Raw genomic sequence first — 18,989 nt, forward strand, 5'->3', positions numbered from 1 at the left:
CCCCTATAGATCATTTGGATCTGTTTTCAATAAGCATGATTTTCTAAGTTTCAATAAAGTTTTCTTTTTGGTTTTCAAATCTTCAACATCTTCAAGAATGTTTTCCAAAGGCTCTCTGATATATTCAACGGTTTCCTTTTGATGTAGCCAATGGCAGTTTGTACAGTTCCATACTCCCTTGCCCTTAATCCATTCTCCACCTGTTGCAGAATCTCCGCATGGATAAAATGGACAATAGCAGAAATCACAGTACTGACCATCCCAGTGGCAAGGATAGAATTCACATTCACGGTTTGGGCCATGAGCCACTTCGCCATTCAAGAATTTTTCATAATGATTTTGTGATAATGGATGAATCTTGGACCTGATAACATATCCTCTCGGTGTTATCATCTTACCGTCCTGGACATAGGTTATGTCATTTCCGACAATCAGTGTGCATGACATGTTAACGATGTCCTCGGTCAAATCCTTGGCCTCAACGATTGTTGCTTTTGGAGGCTCATAGGTACTGTCAACGATGCCTATCAATGCATCTTCACCTTTAATTTCCAAAACACATTGTTTGAACCTTCTGAAAGGTTCTTTACGTGTTTTGCTTATAGGATTATAGATTGCAACTATCAAATTGGCTTCGAGTGCATATCTTAACTTCTTTTCTATTTCTGATAATGGAGTCAAGATATTGCTCAAGCTTATTGCTGCAAAGTCATGTAAAGGAGCTCCCAAATGACTTGATGCATAGTTCAGGGCTGATACTCCCGGATAAACCTTTATTTCAACATCGTCATATTTGCTTACTATCTGATATAATACGTTTGCCATTCCGAATACGCCTGGGTCTCCGGAACTGATTAATGAAACTGTCTGGCCTTCCAGACTCTTTTTAATGGCGAATTCAGCTCTAGCTATCTCATCACCCATTCCTTTTTTGACTATTTCCTTACCTTCGATTAAGTCTTCAATTTGGTCTACATATTTCTTGTAACCGATAATAATGTCAGACTCTTCAATGGCTTTGATAGCCCCTAAAGTCATATTGTCCCTATTTTGGCCAATTCCTATTACATTAATCATTTATATCACTAGTACAATTTTAAAATAGAAGTTATCGCAACTGTATTTTCATCTACTCTCAGACCATTTTCACCGTATGTCGCCTTACCGGTTGCCATAACCTTATAGGATGGATCCTGACTGATGATTATTTGACCTGATGTCTGATTAGGTGAAGCATAACCTAACGCCTCAACATTTATAGTAATGTTTTTGTTATCAGTGTCATCGAATGTTGTAATATTCATTGAATCAACATTTACTCCGTCTACCTGCGACAGCGATTCCATCTTAAGTGCAACATCCTTTTTATTTGAAATGTTGACTGGAGTTGGGTCCTTAATCAAAACGTCGTTAACCTTCTGCGGATTAAAGAATTCCTGGATTTTTGAAATCTGCATATCCACCAATCCGTGGAAGTTAGGAGCTTCAGCTGTTACAATGGTGTATGAACTGAATAGACCCAATTCAAAAAATACGATAAATAACACTATTATTAGTATAACTCTAAGTATTTTACTTGCCATTTTATCACAATCATAAATCTTTATAAATATAGATTATATAATGTTTTAAATTATATGTCTAATATATAATAAACCTAACCCAAATTTTCACAGTAAAACCAATATTGATTTTTAAAATTCTCAAAGTTTATTAACATAGAAAAATAAATTTTTTATCAGTATGTCAACTAATAAAATTCTATTAAAATTTGCAAAAAAAGGAATTAACCTATCACCTGAAGCTTATGACAAGGTCATGAAAGCAGATAACCCTCTGGATTTTGCATCAAATTTAATAGTCAAATTGAAAAGCGATAAATTTACTTCTAAAGACCTGATTTGCGTTAGCGGTGAAACCATAGATGAAATCACCGGCGTTAAAACAGCACCTGAAAGTGATGATCAGGACACGTTAATAAAACCTGAAGAGACTCAAAAGACTGTTGACAAAACACCACAGCCACCTAAAAAAGTTTCAGATGCAAAAGAGCAACCGCCAAAAAAGGTTATGGATGAAAAGCCTGAAAGCGCCGGCAATGAAAAGGAAGTTGAAACCAAAAAGCCGGATTCCATTGATGACCTTAAAAAAGAAGGTGATGAACCTGAACACTATGTAAATGAGGCCATTGAAAAAGCTTCTGAAACTATTAAGGATACTAAAATCAAATTCAAAAGAAATGAACAGAAGACAAATGTCAAATATGATTTTAAAATCATTCAGGACACCAGTAAAAAATCATACACAAGCGGTGAGCTTGAAAACCTCATTTCCTATTTCAAAAGCAGATATGATAAATTGGCCAAGATATTATCCAGACGACCTGATCTCAGAAACTATACGAAAATAGCCGATATCGATGACGGGATGGATAGCTTAAGCCTGATTCTAATGGTCCGTGAAATCAGATCCAGTAAAAACGGTCATAAAATCGTTGAATTTGAAGATGATACAGGAAACATTTCCATTCTATTTTCAAACAAAAACGAGGAATTGTTTGCAGAAGCCGAAAAGCTTGTCAGGGATGAGGTTGTTGGAGTCATTGCAAACAAAAGCAGTGATGCGGGTTTCGCCTTTGGACAGCAAATAATAAATCCGGGTGTCCTAAGCATACCTGAAAAGGAAATGGATTTCGGTATAGTATTTCTGTCAGATGTTCACATCGGAAGTCTAACGTTCCTGGAGGATGCCTTTCAAAGATTCATTGATTGGATTAACTGTGAGGCTGGAGATGAAGAGCAAAGAAGAGTTGCTGAAGATGTCAAATACCTGATTATCGGCGGAGATATCGTGGACGGTATAGGAGTATATCCGAATCAGGACAAGGAACTCGCCATTAAAGACATTACCGAGCAGTATAATGAAGCTGCCAGATTTTTGGGCAATATCAGAAGTGACATCAAAATAATCATTGCACCTGGAAACCACGATGCATCAAGAGTCGCTGAACCTCAGCCGGCCGTGCCTGAGGAATATGCAAAGGCACTGTATGAACTTGACAATGTCGAATTCATTTCAAATCCCGGTGTCGTTTCACTTGACGGAATCAATGTATTAATTTACCACGGACGCAGTTTTGACGACCTGGTTATGGCCATCAAGAGCTTTGAATATGAAAAAAGTGATGAAATAATGGTTGAATTACTGCAAAAAAGACATTTAGCTCCAATTTATGGAGAAAGAACACCTTTAGCATCAGAACTTGAAGACTATCTTGTAATTGATGAGGTTCCAGATGTTTTCCATACAGGTCACATTCACATTAACAGCTACAAAAAATATAAAGGCGTTCATTTGATTAATTCAGGTACATTCCAGACTCAGACAGAGTTCCAGAAAATTTATAACATCAATCCGACACCTGCTGAAGTACCTGTTCTTCATAAAGGAAAATACAGACACTTTAAATTCTTATAGAGGTTATTTTAATGAAAAAGAATATTGCTGAAATTATTGACGTTTCAAATGAAATCTATGATAAGGGTTTGGTTTCCGGAAAATCAGGAAACATCAGCGCACGATTTGGAAATGTTGTTGCCATTACACCAACATTGAAATCCCTATCAAAATTATGTGAAGAGGATATTGTTCTTGTTGACATGGAAGGCAACGTCTTGACTAAGGGAAAGCCGTCTTCTGAAGTAAATATGCATTTGGAAATTTATAAAAAAAGATCTGACGTGAATGCTATAGTTCATACCCATTCACCTTATGCAACAGGATTTGCATTTTCAAATAAAAATCTTAAAAGACTGGAAGGTTTCGGACCGATAGTTACACCATATCTGCAATCCATTGATTATGAAAAGCCTGGAAGCGATGAACTTGCAAAAAGCGCCAGTGAAGGCCTTGGCAATGAAGATGTGTTAATTTTAAAAAATCATGGTGTGATTTGCGTAAGTGACAGTTTAAAAGAAGCTATGTTACTGGCAGTTTTTGTTGAAGAGACTGCTAAAACTCAGTTTATTACATTTATGTTAAATTCAGCTGAAGATATTGATTAATCTTCATCTGAAATTACATTTGATTTGTTTCTGTTTTTCATTCCTTCTTCAATCATTTGAATGATTAATCCAGATAATGAAGTATCTTCATCAATAGCCATTTTCTTTAATTCTTTTTTTAAATCTACAGGTAAGTTTATTGTGGTTTTGCTTATATCTGACATGTATAATAATTCATTTTAATTAAATATATATTTTTCTAATAAAGATGTTGCTATTACCAAAAACTATTTAAATCTATTACAGACAAATATTATCTTAATAGTTATTTTTACTTATTTTAATATTTTATTTTGGAGGGAGAATAAATGAGTAATCAAGCAATCGAAGAAGTATGTGAAATTCTTGACTATATTTCAGATAATAACACTGTTCCTCGTAATATCAGAGAAGCAGCAAGTCAATCTTGTGATTTGTTAAAGGATGATGAACAAGATCAATCTGTAAGAATCAGTACCGTTCTTGGAAAATTAGATGAAATTAGTAATGATCCTAATATTCCGGTACACGCAAGAACTTTAATTTGGGAAGTTCTATCTAAATTAGAAGCAATCTAATTTAGTTTTTTACTATTTTTTTAATATTATTTAGAAACGGCAACAGCTATTGTCACACCGTCATAAGAAGTTTTTTTATAAATCAATTCTGAATCGAAACCTGCCATTATCAATGCTGATGGTTCGCAAACACCATAAATTCCAAACTTCGAATAAACGAATTCTGATTTGGAAACATCACTGGATTCAAACAGTTTCATCTTGTCAATGTCAACAAATTCAACAGGTATATTCAATTTTTCAGACAATTCAAGAATTCCCTTTTCGTCTTTTTTTATTTCTGCAGAAGTGAGCATATTAACTCTTGAAGCAAAGATTTTCAAATCATCCAATGATTTTTTAAGTCCATTATAGATGTATTTGCATTCCTTTCCGCGCCTACATCCGATTCCTGCAACTACTTTTCTTTCCCTCAATATCAGTTCATGCCCTTCAAAACTGACATGTATTTCATCTGTATTAACTTTTGATGAATAAATAATTGAAACATTGATTTCGAGTGTAACATTGTTCAAATATTCAAATAAATACTCAAAATTCCTGTTTGGATTTAATGTAATAGAAATCTCACGACCTTCCAAAATGGCCTTATTGAAGTGTAAAATCTCTTTTGTATTGTCAATTGATAAATACAAATCCTTTGCCAGAACATCAATTCCCAATTTGTTATTAACATCAGTTGAAGTCGTAATGACTGGTGTAGCATCAATCAAAGCAGCAACTTTATTTGCAAACTCATTTGCTCCACCTAAATGACCAGATAATGTAGATATTACAAACTGTCCATTATCGTCTATGTTTATCACGGCAGGATCTGTGACTTTAGACTCAACCAGTGGTGCGATTGATCTAATCAATATTCCTGAAGCCATTACAGCAATAATCGCATCATATTCATAAAATAAAATTGGAAAATATTTTTTAACATTTTTGTGATATAAATCACACTTTAAAATTGTTGAATCTGAATCTAAATCATCTTTTAAATCATGTGCCAATTCCTGGCCCTTATTTGATACTGAAATTATTGCTACTTTCATAATATCACATATATTAAAGTAAATAATAATATGATGACTACTGTAAACAGACAAATAGTCATTTTAGACAGCATTACCGCTTTTGAAATATCTTCTTTTGTTATAACTTTATTGTCATCACCTAAAATATAGGTATCTTTTTTAATCAATTGAATGTTTAATGCTCCGGCGGTTGTTGCCATTGTATATCCTGAGTTTGGAGATGGACAGTTTCTTGCATCTCTCATCATGATTTTATAGGCATTTCTACCATCAAGATTCATAAGATAAGCTGAAATAACAATGAACAGTCCTGCAATTCGTGATGGTATAAAATTCAGTATATCATCTATTTTTGCCGGCAAAAAGCCAATGTCAATCAGTTCTTCAGTTTGGTATCCGAGCATTGCATCCATAGTGTTTGAAATTCTATAAGCCATTGGAATCAGCAGCAGATAAAACAGCTGATTGTCGAGCGGATGACATAATATAACAACTCCAAAAATGAAATAATAAAAGACAGGTGCAACATATGAATCGGTAATGTTTTCAGTCAGGCTTTCAATCGTTGCTGAAACAATGAATGATTCTGTCAGTTCATCAGTGTCACGACTGACTAGATAGGATACCATCTGCCTTGCTTTGTCAATGTTTTCATCAAGTGCATCCTTGACATCGCTTGCAGTCTTCAACAGCATGTTGACAGAAAATGTCGATGACAGGAGTATTGAAAACACAATGAAAAACAGAACTAGATTACAACTGCAAATTAAATAAATTAAATATAAAATAATAATAGATACTGAATACACTCCTAAAACAACTAACAATCCTGAAATTTTGTTTTTAATCACAATAAATAGTTTTTTGAAGAAATTGATGATTGATCCCATTATTACGACAGGATGTATTCTTGTGGGAAGCTCTCCAAATATCATGTCTATTATCAATGATAATATTAAGGCAAATATAATAAATAAAAATAAATTTAATGATATAATATTGCTTATTTTTGTTGTAATTATACCATTAATCAAATTATTATATTCAATCATAGTTTAATTTATATAATTAAAAAATAAATAATTTATTATAAATTTTTTAATAAAAGATGGTTATTATGAATCTTGAAGAAAATGTAAGACAATGGTTATCTGAAGAAGATTTGTTAAGAGAAGCCAAGTATGATGAAAATGCTGATTTTCACTATATAATTGAATTTCCAAAAGAAAATATCATGGATGTTGTAAAGCCAGCAGGTAAAGATTGTTTGATTGTTGCATGCGCTACACAGGTTGCACAACAACATTTGGACCTGATGAGGCAAGCTGATAAAAAAACTCAAAAGGATTTCATCATGGATTTGAACTTTGGTTTGAATAATTTCCTGGTCGATTTTGAGCTTCAGGTTGCACAGGATATTTTGCAGCAATTTGTAGTCACTGAACAGATTTTTGAGGATGGAATCACCAAAAATGAATTTTTCAGAACTCTTAAACGTGTTTTCAAAGCCAAACTTCATTGTATCTGGTTAATCGACAAGACTTTCGGATCAATTCAAATTAATGTCACACCTTCCAATGAGAATGACATGTTCATTTAGAGAGGGAGGGGTGTATTTCAAGTGAAACACTTTCGTTGATATTGTAAGACTGAAGGGGTCTATTTCAACTGTAACACTTGAAATTTATCTTTTATTTTTGCGCTTGTTTTCCTGATTAAACATATTGTTTTTCCTTTATTTTATAATTTCAACATTTAATCTTGTTTTTTACACTTGAAATGCATGTCTTCATTTTAAGTTTTTTGAAAAAAATATTACACTTGAAACGGACCTCTCTGTCTTTGTGACAAATCATGATAATTTTTTCAGATTTGATGTCCATTAGCTGATTTGAGTAGTTTGAATTCATATTTTTTAGAGATAAATACACTTGAAATCATTATCTTTTATTTGAAATAATACTATTTCACATTTAAAAATTAAAATATTAAAATCAAATATTTTTGAATTTTAATAATATATATTCATTTATTTTATATTATAATTATATATAATCATTTTTATTCATTTTAACTTATTTTAATCAAATTAATTTTTAGAGATTTTTCAATTATTAATACAATTTTCATAACTTTGTAATAAAAACCTTTATTTATGAGGTATTTTATATTATTAACACTGGAAATTATACTTACTACATTTTTGTTATTTACTTAATTTTTTAGGTGGGAAAGATGGCGAATATTTTTGAGGATGAACAACTTATTTCAAACAGAAGGAAAAATCAGATATTTAAAAACAAGAAACCTCTGGATCACAGATTTTTACCAGAAAAACTAGTTCATAGGGATGAGCAAATCAGAGAAATTGCAAGAAATTGGGTCGATGTTTTGGATAATGTCACTCCATCAAACGTCACATTATACGGTAAAACAGGAACAGGAAAAACAGCTGCTTCCAAATTCGCACGTGAACAGCTGATGGAAGTTGCAGACAACGAAAACATCTTTGTAAAGATAGAATATATCCGATGCACAGATTTCACTACTGAATACCAGGTTATTGCCGAGTTGTGTAACAGGCTTGGACGTGATGTTCCAAATCGTGGATGGACCAAGGCCGAGGTTGTAAATGCATTCAGAAGCCTGTTTAGAACCAATGCATTTGGTAAAAAACTTCAGCTAATCGTTATATTGGACGAAATCGATATATTGCTTGATAAGGATGGTGACGGAATATTATACACTTTAACCAGAACAGACAATGTTGCGGTCCTATCAATCAGTAACTATCTTGACTTTAAAAACTTAATCAAATCAAGGGTTACCAGTAGCTTAAATGATAAAGAAATAGTATTTCCACCTTATGGAGCAGACCAATTGTCAGACATTCTATCCGAAAGGGCTGAATTGTCCTTCAATGATGATGTATTAAATGGAGATGTCATTCCATTATGTTCTGCAATGGCCGCTAAAGAGGAAGGCGATGCAAGATATGCATTGGACCTTTTAAAGAATGCTGGTGAATTGGCTTTTGATGAAGCAAGTGAAAAAGTTACAAGCGATCATGTAAGAAGAGCTAAAGAAAGAATAGAACATAATAAAGTTAGTGAAATCTTATCCACACTTCCGCTTCAGCAACAAAGGCTTCTGTTAGCTATCTTAACATTAACAAAACAAAAAGAGGAAATAACCTCTGGAAAACTTTATGAATCCTACACTGAGATTTCCAAAAAGGATGCAGTGACATACAGAAGAATATTTGATTTCATCAATGAGCTTGAACTGCTCGGTATAATTTCTACAAACACCGTTTCACGTGGCCGTGGAAAAGGTAGGACTAATATAATTAAACTTCAATGTGATGAAACTTTACTTGAAACAGCTCTTTACTCTATTTAGGGTTGTTTTTAATTAAAGTTTTTAAAATCGCCATCCTAACAGGTACTGCATTTGCTGCTTGCTTGAAATATTTGTTGTATTTGGTATCGTCAACATCACCGGCGATTTCATCTATTCTTGGCAGTGGATGCATTACAATCAAATCCTTGCCTTCCAACATTTTTTTGTTGATGATGTAAGCGCCTTTTATTTTTAAATAATCATCAATGTCAACAAAACGCTCTTTTTGGATTCTGGTTACATACAGCACGTCAACGTCATCGATAATATCTTCAATGTTATCAACCTCTACATACTCGACATTGGTTTTGTTTAAGTCATGAAGAATCTCCTGAGGCATTCTGAGCTCCGGAGGTGATACCAGATAAATTTTAATGTTATTGAATAATGTTAAGGATTGGGCCAGTGAATGCACTGTACGGCCGAATTTCAAATCTCCAATCAAAGCGATATTTAAATTGTCGATTGATCCGATTTCATCTCTTATGGTGTATAGGTCGAGCAGTGTCTGTGTAGGATGTTGGCCTGCACCGTCACCTGCATTTATGACAGGAACATCTACTAAGTCTGATATGAATTTTGACACTCCTTCAAGCTCGTGTCTGATTACAAGGGCATCACTGTAGGCTTCAAACATTTTTGCTGTATCTGCAATGCTTTCACCTTTTGAAACCGAACTTGAGTCGCTGCTTGCAAATCCAATGCACTGTCCGTTGAAACGTTTCATTGCAGTTTCAAAGGATATTCTTGTTCTTGTTGATGGTTCAAAAAACATTAAACCTAATACTTTTCCTTTTAATTCATCTGAAATTGCTTTAGATTGAGCAATATCTTCTAATTTGGAAGCTTCATCAAGAATATATTCTATGTCTTCTCTTTCAAAGTCTTTAATTGAAATAATGTTTTTCAGTTTGAAAATTTTAACCACCTTTTTTAGATTATTCTTTCAATTGGCACAACGAGAATATCACGGGCACCGGCATTTCTTAAATCATTGACAAGTTCAAAAACTTCTTTTTCATCAATAACCGCTTGCACGGCAACTGTTTTTTTATCTGATAATACTTCAGATATTGTCAGACCACCCATTGAAGGCATCACTTCTTTTACCTTTGTCAAATCGATTTCATCAACATTCATCATGATTAGCTTTTTCCTGTCGGCATCAAGCACACCTTTTATACTTGTGCTTACAGCTTCAATCAATTCTTTTTTATTTTTTAGACTGTCATGATTTGCAATGAGCTTAATGGAACTTTCCAGTATTATATCAATGATTTCTAAATGATTCATTTTAAGGGTAGTTCCTGTACTTGTAAGATCTGTTATCAAGTCTGCAATACCTATAAATGGAGCGGCTTCAGTGGATCCGCTTAACTTAACGATTTTTAAATCCAAGCCTTTTTCCTCTAAATATTTTTTTGTTAAGACCGGAAATTCGGTAGCCACTTTCATATCATCAGTAATGTCATCAATTGAATTGATGTTTGATTCTTCAGGAGCCGCCAGGACAAGTTTTGTCTGTCCAAATCTTAGGTCAAGCAGTTCACAAATATCCGCTTCGTTTTCCTTTATCAAATCCACACCTGTTATTCCAATGTCTGCCACACCGTCATTGACAAACTCAGGTATATCGGATGCTCTTGCAAACATCACCTCTATATTTTCGTTGAATGTTTTTGAAATTAATTTACGATTGCTTTTGTCGATTAATCCTAGTCCTGCTTTTTCCAAGATGTTTATAGATGGTTCACTGATTCTTCCTTTTGAAGGAACCGCAATTTTAATTTTCATCATATCTTCTCAAAAATTTTTTTATCTGATAATATTATTTAAATATTGTTATTAATAATCTTTATTAATTATTAATGAATATCAATACTTTTATTTTTAAAAATTTGTAAATTATTTTTATTCATTTTAAAATCATGGCATAATTTAGCGAAATATTTAAATATTAAGATATATTATATCTTATTTAACTTATTATTTGTTGATAATAATAAGTTTTAACAGAATTATGTGAGGTGAAAATTATGTCTGAAATACCAAAAGCTCCTATCGCAAGGATCATCAAAGAATCTGGTGCAGAAAGAGTTAGCGAAGACGCAAAAGCTGCATTAGCTGAATACTTAGAAGAAGTAGCTCGTGATGTTGCTAAAGAAGCAAACAACGTTGCAAAAATCGCAAAACGTAAAACTGTTAAAGCAGATGATATTAAATTAGCTATCAAAAACTTATAAATAGTTTTAGCTAACTTTTTTTTATTTTTTTTTAAAGGTGTTATCATGAATAATACTATTTTGATTAAAGACGCATTAATTTTAAACCCGAATAATTTTGAAAACAAGAAACAATCCTTATTAATTAAAGATGATTTAATCGCTGAAATTTCAGATGAAATCGACGACAGCAATGTCGACAAGATAATCGATGCGGAAGGTAAAATACTGCTTCCGGGATTAATCAATACTCATACTCATTTATCAATGACATTATTCAGAGGCCTTGCCGATGATTTGAGCCTCGACAGTTGGTTGAACGATCATATCTGGCCAATGGAAGCAAATCTCAATGGAGATTACTGCTATATCGGTGCCCTTTTGGGTGCAGTTGAGCTAATCAAGTCAGGAACAACAACCTTTTCTGACATGTACTTCTACATGGAAGATGTTGCCCGTGCAGTTGAGGATGCTGGAATCAGGGCAGTCTTATCATATGGAATGATAGACTTTGGCGATGCCGAAAGGAGGGAAGCTGAAATTAAGGAAAACATGGCGCTATATGAAGCCTGCAATGGAATGGCAGACGGAAGAATCAAGGTATTTTTCGGCCCTCATTCACCATATACAGCTTCCGAGGAACTACTGATTAAAGTACGTGAATTGGCTGATGAGCATAACATTGGAATTCACATACACGTTTCTGAAACCCAAAAGGAAATCAATGACAGTTTGGATGAAAGAGGCCTAAGGCCATTTGAATACTTGGAAAAAATCGGATTTTTAGGTCCGGATGTTGTTGCTGCACACTGTGTATGGTTAAGTGATGAAGAAATTGAAATAATCAAAAAGCATGATGTAAAAGTGTCACACAACCCTTGCAGTAACATGAAATTGGCTTCAGGTATTGCTCCGATTTCAAAACTGATTGAAAATGATATCTGCGTATCCATCGGTACCGATGGAGCTTCTTCAAACAATAATTTGGATTTGATTGAAGAGTTGAAAACTGCCAGTTTGCTACAAAAGGTTTCAACTTTAGATCCTAAGGTATTAAATTCAGATGAAGCTATCGAAATGGCTACCATTAAAGGTGCTGAAGCGTTAGGCTTAAGTGATGAGATAGGTTCTATTGAAGTCGGTAAAAAAGCTGATATTATTTTGATTGACACAAACAGTGCCAACATGGTTCCGGACAGTTCATCCTTGTCCTCCAATGTAATTTACTCAGCAAACGGTTCAAATGTAGATACCACTATTTGCAACGGTAAAATACTAATGGAAAATAAGAAATTAACAACTTTGGATGAAGATGAAATTTATGCTAGAGCCAAACAGGCCATAAAAGAATTAAAAGAAGCTATCTAGCTTCAAATTCTATTTTATTTTTATTTATTATTATACTCTTTTTCCATTCATCTTTAGTTTCAGGAAAATCACTTCTGAAGTGTGCGCCACGGCTTTCTCTACGTATTATTGCTGATTTTACAGTCAGAATACATATTTCAACCATGTTTATTACTTCAAGGGCGGTTACCAGATCTGTGTTGTATTGTTTTTTGTCGCTGACATCAAGGTTAACGAGTTCCTTTTGCATTTCCAGAAGCTCACCCAATGCTTCGTTAAGGGTTTTTTCTTCACGAACGATTGCAACCTTTTCCCACATCAGGTTTTTGATTCTGTTTTTGAATTCCTTCGGTTTGACGGATCCTTTTTTAATCAGGCCTTCAATTCTTGAGGCTTCTTCGCGAACCATTTCATCATTGGTTTTGAGTTCGCTTTCCTTTGCGGCCTTTGATGCGCTTACACCGGCAATTCTACCGAATACCTGTGTATCAGCCAGTGCATTGCCGCCCAAACGGTTCGCTCCATGGACTCCTCCACAGACTTCTCCCGCTCCAAACAGGTTATCCAGGGAACTTGATGCATCGGTATTTATTTTAAGCCCTCCCATAAAGTGGTGTGCGGTTGGTGCCACTTCTATCGGGCCGTGTTTGATGTCCACTCCTACATTTTCAAACTGCAGTACCATTGTTTCGAGCTTTTCATCGATGTAATCGTCATCCAGATGTGAAATGTCAAGGTATACTCCGCCGTTTTCGGTTCCTCTTCCTTCAATGATTTCCTGATAGATTGATCTTGCAACGACGTCACGTGTGGCAAGCTCCATCTTTTCTGGTGCATATTTGCTCATGAACCTTTCGCCTTCGCTGTTAATGAGCTTTCCGCCTTCGGCCCTTACCGCTTCGGTTACAAGGACTCCCTTTTTGGATTCGGGCGCCACCATTCCTGTCGGGTGGAACTGAACCTGTTCCATGTCAACAAGATTTGCGCCGGCACGGTAGGAAATTGCATATCCGTCTCCATTCTTTTGGAAGGTATTGGATGTTACAGGGTATAGTTGTCCGGCTCCTCCGCTTGCAAGGATGGTCGCTTTTGCCTTGAAGTATATGAGGCTTGAATCTTTCAGGTTTAGGCCGGTTGCGCCTATCACCTGATTGCCGTCAGTGACGAGGGATGTAATCATTACCTCTTCAATGCATTCAATATCTCTTTTGATGATTTCCTCTTTAAGAGCATTCAACAGCTCTGCACCGGTTCTGTCTCCTTGATAGCAGGTTCTTCTGAAGCTCTGACCTCCAAATGGTCTTTGGTCTATTTCTCCAGACTCCTGCCTGTCGAACAGTGCGCCATAGTTTTCAAGGTCAACCAATCTTTTTGGTGACTCGCTGACGAGTATTTCAACAAGTTTTTTGTCATTCAGATAACTTCCACCTTTTAGGGTGTCATTGAAGTGAGCGTCTATGGAGTCATCCTTGTCTACTGTTTTGAATACTGCATTGTATCCTCCTTCTGCCATTCCGGTACAGCCTGACCTGAATGACAATCCTTTTGACACGATGATTGCTTTTAGACCTGCATCGTCAACTTCGATAGCTGCTCTTGAACCTGCTCCTCCAGATCCAATGATTAACACATCTGTAGAGATAGTTTTTATTTCCATTTCGATTACCCTGTAAAATTTTATTATAGTAATACTATATTTTTCATCGTTAAAAATATTTATTAATCAAAAAAAATTAAATGTATAGTGTTGAATCTATATTTCTTAAATTAAATTTGAAACATTTATTTTATAGATTTATTAAATTAAAAATTTAGTTAAAAATTTTGATAGTTATTTGATTTGATGTCATTTAATTTGAGGTTATTTCATGAAAATTGAGGGTGAAGTTAAGAGCGGTTTGGGAAAGGGTTCATATTTCATGTCACAGGAATTCTACTCAAACGAATTCAGGAAAAATTTGGGATTCGTTCCATTCCCTGGAACATTGAATGTTGTTGTCAGCGACGAGTATTTGGATGAAATCAATGAAATCAAGGATAATTGTCAAAATATAATCAAACCAGATGAAGGATTCGGGGCTGTAAAATACATAGAAGCCGTATTGAATGATGAGATTAATGGGGCAATAGTATTCCCAGCTAAAACGGTTCATGATGTGAATTATTTGGAATTCATTGCCGAGGTCGGATTAAGAGACGAGCTGGGCCTTGAAGACGGCGATATAGTATCATTGGAATTTTGATACCATAAAGTATTTTATACATAACGAATATATTTTTTAATACGTTCTCGGGGCGGGGTGAAATTCCCCACCGGTGGTGATTTTGATAAAATAAGTCCACGAGCACAAAGACGTGTTGATTTGGTGAGATTCCAAAACCGACGGTGATAGTCCGGATGGAAGAGAAGATAATAGTTATTTAGTTATTTTTAGCCCTGGTTCTAGTATATAAGGAGATATTACTATGAATCAAGAAACAAATTTAGATAAAGCTTTAGAAGCTATAAGAAATGGTCAATTCGTACTAGTTTTTGATGATGACGATAGGGAAGGAGAAGTCGATATGATTATCGCTTCCGAATTTGTAACCCCAAAATCAATTGCAACCATGAGAAATGATGCAGGCGGTTTAATCTGCAATTGTTTACACGATGATTACTGTGAAGCTATTCATTTGCCATTTATGGTTGACATAATGAAAGCGGCTACAGAAAAATATCCGGAACTTGCAAAACTTGCACCAACAGACATTCCATACGATGAAAGATCATCATTTTCAATTTGGACAAACCACAGAAAATCTTTCACAGGCGTAACAGACCATGACAGAGCAATGACAATATCTGAAATGGCAATCATGATGAAGGAAGAAAGATTTGATGAGTTTGGTGCAACATTCAGGTCACCTGGTCACGTATGTCTTTTAAGAGGAGCTGAAGGACTTGTTAAAAACAGGCAAGGACACACTGAAATCGGTCTTGCATTATGTGAACTTGCAGGAGTTACTCCTGTCTGTGTAGTGTGCGAAATGATGGATGGTGAAACCGGTCAGGCCACATCAGTTGCTGATGCTCGCAAATACGCCGAAGAAAACGGATTGGTTTTACTTAGAGGCGAAGACATCATTAACGAATACTTGAAAGAATAGCTAAGCTGTTTCACTGCACTTTTTAGCTATATAATTGGCAATAAATTCCATTATTTGCTGATATTTGTAGGAATTATAAATGCTGAATGAGACGTATCTTCCGTCTCTCATTTTAATTTCCAAAGCATTTTTCACTTCTTTTGATTTGTTTATTTCAGCTATTTTTTTCCATGGAATTCTAAGAGTTTTACTTTTCAGGGCATTTTCAATGTGAATTCCGTCATCCTTGAACTTAAGAATCCTGACGATTCTGCGGTTCTTGTCGCTTGCAATCTGAATGTTGCCGTTTTCGTCAAAGACATAATCCGGTATTAGGCATGTTGCCTTCCAACCCTGTTTCATTTTCTTCAGAACATGTGCCCTGTCTTTTTTTGTTAGTTTAACACCTTTTTCAGGACTTAAATTAAGTGCCATCAAATCACCTTGCTTTTGATTTCATCGAATGTGTAGATTTTTTCAAACTCGACTTCACAGGCCATGCTGATAATCAAATCAATGTCCAGGTTGTTTTCAATCAGATCCATCGCATGTGAGGTGAAAAGCTCATATCTTATTTCAACTTCAGGAATGAATCCGCGCATGTCTGCTGACTTCAACTTTGGAAGCTTTAACACGTTTTCGACTTTTGTGTTGTTTTTGATGTATGGCACCACCTGGTCGAATATATCGTCATTGTAAACTTTGTTTAAAAGGATTGCTTCTACTGAAACCCCAAATTTTTCAAGCATATTTGCATGTGAAACCAAATCAACTGCAGCTGATTCTATTCCACCCTTGTTCACGCCTGAAGCAAGTATCATCGGTATGTTTGATGACATGGCTATTTCAGCTGCTGAAAATGGAACCTTTTCGTTTAACAGACCTGTAAACACACTCATTACTCCTTCGATAAGCACGATATCATAGTCTGATGAGTTGAGTTTCGCGACAGTAGATTCGATGTCGCTCCAGCCAAGGTGGCCAATTTTTATTGATGCGAAATCTTCCATTTTGCCTTTTGTCAGGTAAAGCCCAGGTATTATGTCACGCACATCGGGACCTACCTTTAAAAGGGCCACTTTATATCCCCTTTTTCTTAGGGCTCCGGCAAGACCGGTCACAATGAAAGTTTTTCCACTGTCGGATCCATTACTTCCAATCATAAGGTACTTAGGTCTTTTGTTTGGTTCAATTTCAGGTATTCTTATTCCGGTGTTTATTCCGACTTCGCTTTGAAGGAATTTTTTGACTTCTTTGTTTCTATTGTAAATCTCATCGGTATCTGTAGCGTCTATTTGTTCCAGCAGATTATCTACAATAATCGGATTTTCATCCAGAATGCCGTGAATCATGGTTCCGATAACATTGCCGTCATCGTTGCATGCACCTGAAAAGATATTATAGTCGCCCTTTTCATTGGTGTCGCCATAATTCATCCTTTGAACTTTTGAATAGAACAGAGGTTTTGCATCCCCTTCAACCTTACCGTAGGTATGGGTATGAAAGCCGTCAACATCTTCAGTCTGTCCCTTTACGAGAAATGAGTTGTCAAACACCTTGGCCTTTACACGGTCGCTTGTAATCAATGGTGAGAAATTCACGTCGATTATTCCAAGGCCGTCCTTAACAATCGGCACGGGAGATTTTCTTCCGATGTCTATCTGATTGGACAATAGCTGAAAACCGGCACATATTCCGATGATAGGCTTTCCGGCTTTTGCCATCTTTTTGATTTCCGTGTTCAATCCCATGTTAATGTCATTTGATTCAATAAGTGTTCCGCCGGGAATGATTAATGCATCTAGTTCATCTGAAGCCTTATTACCATTTACAAGTCCGTTTTCCTTTACAATGTCGGTTGGTAAGTTTCCAAAATCCTCAAATCCCGGAACCGCTCCATTGATATAAGCAAGTCCAATTTTTGTCATAAGAATACCTCTTGATAATCTATTGTTTTTTTTAAATTATAAAATTTTAGAGGTGCATTTCAAGTGTAAAAAAGTTCGTAAAAAAAAGAGTTTATTGAGTGTTTTCAAAAACACTCATAGCTTTGATAATTTTTTCGTCATCCAATGGTTTAGCCTGAATCTGCAATCCTACTGGAATGCCGTCAACCTCACCTGCAGGTATGCTTGCTGCAGGAATACCAGCCAAGTTGGCAATTACTGTCAATACATCGTAGGCATACATTTCCATTGGCTCCAATTCAGCACCTATTTCGTGAGGAAGTTTAGGCACGGTTGGTCCTACAATCAAATCGACATTTTCAAGCATTGAGGTGATTTCAGCTCTGATTACGGATCTTGCTTTTAAAGCTTGCTTATAGTATTTGCCGCTGAATTCCGCTTCTGCAATATGTGAACCGATTTTGATTCTTCTTAAAACCTCATCTCCACAGACTTCTTCGATTCTGGAACCGTAATCTCTTCCGTCGTATTTTCTGGTTGCTGAGAAGAATTCAACATAGTTGATTAAATAGTATGTTGGCAGACATAAGTCAATGTAGTCGAAGCTAACTTCAACAAGCTCTGCGCCTGCATCAACCAATTTTTGTATAGCTTTGTTTACGGTCTTGTTGATTTCATCATCTGTCACGTCAATGAACTCATTACATACAGCTATTTTCATGCCTTCTAAAGAGGTTTTTTCAAGCACTTCGGTAAAGTCAGGTTTTTCCCAGTCGAGTGTGGTACATTCGGTTTCGTCATATTTTGCAATAGTATTTAGAGCTAATGCAATTCCGCTTACATCCTTTGCCAGCGGTCCGATTTGGTCCAGACTCATGGATAAATCTAAAAGACCCTGTCTTGAAACGGCACCGTAAGTAGGTTTGAATCCAACAACACCACAGTGGGATGCAGGGTTTCTGATGGATCCGCCTGTGTCGGAACCGATTGAAATGTCACACATTTCAGCTGCTATTGCCGCTGCACATCCACCTGATGAACCGCCAGGGATTCTTCCCATTGCAGCTGGGTTTTGGGTTGGTCCGTAGTAGGAGGTTTCAGTTGAACTTCCAGCTGCGAATTCATCCATATTTAAAATACCGATGATTATTCCATCTTCCTTAAGGATTTCGTCAACAACGGTAGCATTGTAGCTTCCGTAGTAGTCTTCCAGGGTTTTGGAAGCTGCGGAAATAATCAGATCTTCAACATTAATGTTTGCTTTTATACCGAATACCAAACCAGCTAAAGCGCCGACATCTTCGCCGTTAGCGATTTTTTCATCAATAGCTTCTGCTTG

Annotated in this window: 20 protein-coding genes and 1 riboswitch; of the genes, 9 read left to right on the plus strand and 11 right to left on the minus strand. The window is 35.7% G+C overall.

The features are described 5' to 3' along the window. Positions 1–3: 3 nt before the first annotated feature. The gene (cobJ, locus tag QZN27_RS00690) at positions 4–1,077 is read right to left on the minus strand and encodes a precorrin-3B C(17)-methyltransferase (protein WP_296782445.1); all 1,074 of its coding nucleotides are present in this window, start codon (positions 1,075–1,077) and stop codon (positions 4–6) included. A gap of 8 nt (positions 1,078–1,085) precedes the next feature. Beyond that, positions 1,086–1,583: a hypothetical protein gene (locus QZN27_RS00695; RefSeq protein WP_296782447.1), complete on the minus strand. Its 498-nt coding sequence runs from the start codon at positions 1,581–1,583 to the stop codon at positions 1,086–1,088. Positions 1,584–1,743: 160 nt separating this feature from the next. Between QZN27_RS00695 and QZN27_RS00700 the strand changes: the two genes are divergently transcribed. Together QZN27_RS00700 and QZN27_RS00705 are read left to right on the plus strand one after the other, a co-directional pair. Then, on the plus strand, positions 1,744–3,477 hold the full coding sequence (locus QZN27_RS00700) for a DNA-directed DNA polymerase II small subunit (RefSeq protein WP_296782449.1): 1,734 nt from the start codon (positions 1,744–1,746) through the stop codon (positions 3,475–3,477). 11 nt (positions 3,478–3,488) lie between these two features. Next, positions 3,489–4,064, plus strand: coding sequence for a class II aldolase/adducin family protein (locus QZN27_RS00705; protein WP_296782451.1), 576 nt, complete (start codon positions 3,489–3,491; stop codon positions 4,062–4,064). On the opposite strand, the gene QZN27_RS00710 is transcribed toward QZN27_RS00705, so the two are convergent. Next, entirely contained in the window at positions 4,061–4,228 is a 168-nt protein-coding gene (locus QZN27_RS00710) for a Met repressor (RefSeq protein WP_296782453.1), read from the minus strand. The two genes, QZN27_RS00705 and QZN27_RS00710, sit on opposite strands and share 4 nt — an antisense overlap. A gap of 144 nt (positions 4,229–4,372) precedes the next feature. Between QZN27_RS00710 and QZN27_RS00715 the strand changes: the two genes are divergently transcribed. Further along, positions 4,373–4,621: a UPF0147 family protein gene (locus QZN27_RS00715; protein WP_296782455.1), complete on the plus strand. Its 249-nt coding sequence runs from the start codon at positions 4,373–4,375 to the stop codon at positions 4,619–4,621. 26 nt (positions 4,622–4,647) lie between these two features. On the opposite strand, the gene QZN27_RS00720 is transcribed toward QZN27_RS00715, so the two are convergent. Together QZN27_RS00720 and QZN27_RS00725 are read right to left on the minus strand one after the other, a co-directional pair. After that, positions 4,648–5,661, minus strand: a complete 1,014-nt coding sequence (locus QZN27_RS00720; RefSeq protein ID WP_296782457.1) for a cobalt-precorrin 5A hydrolase — start codon at positions 5,659–5,661, stop codon at positions 4,648–4,650. Beyond that, a complete protein-coding gene (locus QZN27_RS00725) occupies positions 5,658–6,695 on the minus strand; it encodes a cobalamin biosynthesis protein (RefSeq protein WP_296782459.1) in 1,038 nt (345 codons plus the stop codon). Before QZN27_RS00725 ends, QZN27_RS00720 begins: the two co-directional genes overlap by 4 nt. 65 nt (positions 6,696–6,760) lie before the next feature. Between QZN27_RS00725 and QZN27_RS00730 the strand changes: the two genes are divergently transcribed. Together QZN27_RS00730 and QZN27_RS00735 are read left to right on the plus strand one after the other, a co-directional pair. Beyond that, positions 6,761–7,243 carry a DUF2299 domain-containing protein gene (locus QZN27_RS00730; RefSeq protein WP_296782461.1) on the plus strand — a complete coding sequence of 161 codons (483 nt, stop codon included), beginning with the start codon at positions 6,761–6,763 and terminating at the stop codon, positions 7,241–7,243. Between the two features lie 635 nt (positions 7,244–7,878). After that, the gene (locus tag QZN27_RS00735; protein ID WP_296782463.1) at positions 7,879–9,045 is read left to right on the plus strand and encodes an orc1/cdc6 family replication initiation protein; all 1,167 of its coding nucleotides are present in this window, start codon (positions 7,879–7,881) and stop codon (positions 9,043–9,045) included. Here QZN27_RS00735 and pyrB read toward each other — a convergent pair. Both pyrB and hisG read right to left on the minus strand, forming a co-directional pair. Next, positions 9,038–9,973, minus strand: a complete 936-nt coding sequence (gene pyrB / locus QZN27_RS00740) for an aspartate carbamoyltransferase (RefSeq protein ID WP_296782465.1) — start codon at positions 9,971–9,973, stop codon at positions 9,038–9,040. The genes QZN27_RS00735 and pyrB overlap by 8 nt on opposite strands. 5 nt (positions 9,974–9,978) lie before the next feature. Beyond that, positions 9,979–10,839, minus strand: coding sequence for an ATP phosphoribosyltransferase (gene hisG / locus QZN27_RS00745; RefSeq protein WP_296782467.1), 861 nt, complete (start codon positions 10,837–10,839; stop codon positions 9,979–9,981). A 242-nt stretch (positions 10,840–11,081) separates the two neighbouring features. Here hisG and QZN27_RS00750 point away from each other — a divergent pair, with 242 nt between their 5' ends. Together QZN27_RS00750 and QZN27_RS00755 are read left to right on the plus strand one after the other, a co-directional pair. Beyond that, positions 11,082–11,288 (plus strand): histone family protein, encoded by a 207-nt coding sequence (locus tag QZN27_RS00750; RefSeq protein ID WP_296782471.1) that lies wholly within the window; start codon positions 11,082–11,084, stop codon positions 11,286–11,288. Positions 11,289–11,330: 42 nt separating this feature from the next. Then, the gene (locus QZN27_RS00755; RefSeq protein WP_296782489.1) at positions 11,331–12,635 is read left to right on the plus strand and encodes an amidohydrolase family protein; all 1,305 of its coding nucleotides are present in this window, start codon (positions 11,331–11,333) and stop codon (positions 12,633–12,635) included. On the opposite strand, the gene tfrA is transcribed toward QZN27_RS00755, so the two are convergent. Then, the gene (gene tfrA, locus QZN27_RS00760; protein WP_296782477.1) at positions 12,628–14,271 is read right to left on the minus strand and encodes a fumarate reductase (CoM/CoB) subunit TfrA; all 1,644 of its coding nucleotides are present in this window, start codon (positions 14,269–14,271) and stop codon (positions 12,628–12,630) included. The genes QZN27_RS00755 and tfrA overlap by 8 nt on opposite strands. 211 nt (positions 14,272–14,482) lie before the next feature. On the opposite strand from tfrA, the gene QZN27_RS00765 reads away from it, so the two are divergent. After that, entirely contained in the window at positions 14,483–14,857 is a 375-nt protein-coding gene (locus tag QZN27_RS00765; protein ID WP_296782479.1) for a DUF120 domain-containing protein, read from the plus strand. A 39-nt stretch (positions 14,858–14,896) separates the two neighbouring features. Continuing rightward, positions 14,897–15,028, plus strand: a riboswitch (FMN riboswitch). Positions 15,029–15,080: 52 nt separating this feature from the next. Further along, the gene (ribB, locus tag QZN27_RS00770; RefSeq protein WP_296782481.1) at positions 15,081–15,764 is read left to right on the plus strand and encodes a 3,4-dihydroxy-2-butanone-4-phosphate synthase; all 684 of its coding nucleotides are present in this window, start codon (positions 15,081–15,083) and stop codon (positions 15,762–15,764) included. Here ribB and QZN27_RS00775 read toward each other — a convergent pair whose 3' ends face one another. The 3 genes from QZN27_RS00775 to gatA form a co-directional block, all read right to left on the minus strand. Next, the gene (locus tag QZN27_RS00775) at positions 15,765–16,178 is read right to left on the minus strand and encodes a hypothetical protein (protein ID WP_296782483.1); all 414 of its coding nucleotides are present in this window, start codon (positions 16,176–16,178) and stop codon (positions 15,765–15,767) included. Next, complete coding sequence (locus QZN27_RS00780) at positions 16,178–17,671, minus strand: DJ-1/PfpI family protein (protein WP_296782485.1); 1,494 nt, start codon at positions 17,669–17,671, stop codon at positions 16,178–16,180. Before QZN27_RS00780 ends, QZN27_RS00775 begins: the two co-directional genes overlap by 1 nt. Positions 17,672–17,762: 91 nt before the next feature. Further along, a partial coding sequence (gatA, locus tag QZN27_RS00785; RefSeq protein ID WP_296782487.1) for an Asp-tRNA(Asn)/Glu-tRNA(Gln) amidotransferase subunit GatA occupies positions 17,763–18,989 on the minus strand: 1,227 nt, incomplete at its 5' end.

It is taken from the genome of uncultured Methanobrevibacter sp. (assembly GCF_900316895.1).
In the GTDB taxonomy this organism is placed as follows: domain Archaea; phylum Methanobacteriota; class Methanobacteria; order Methanobacteriales; family Methanobacteriaceae; genus Methanocatella.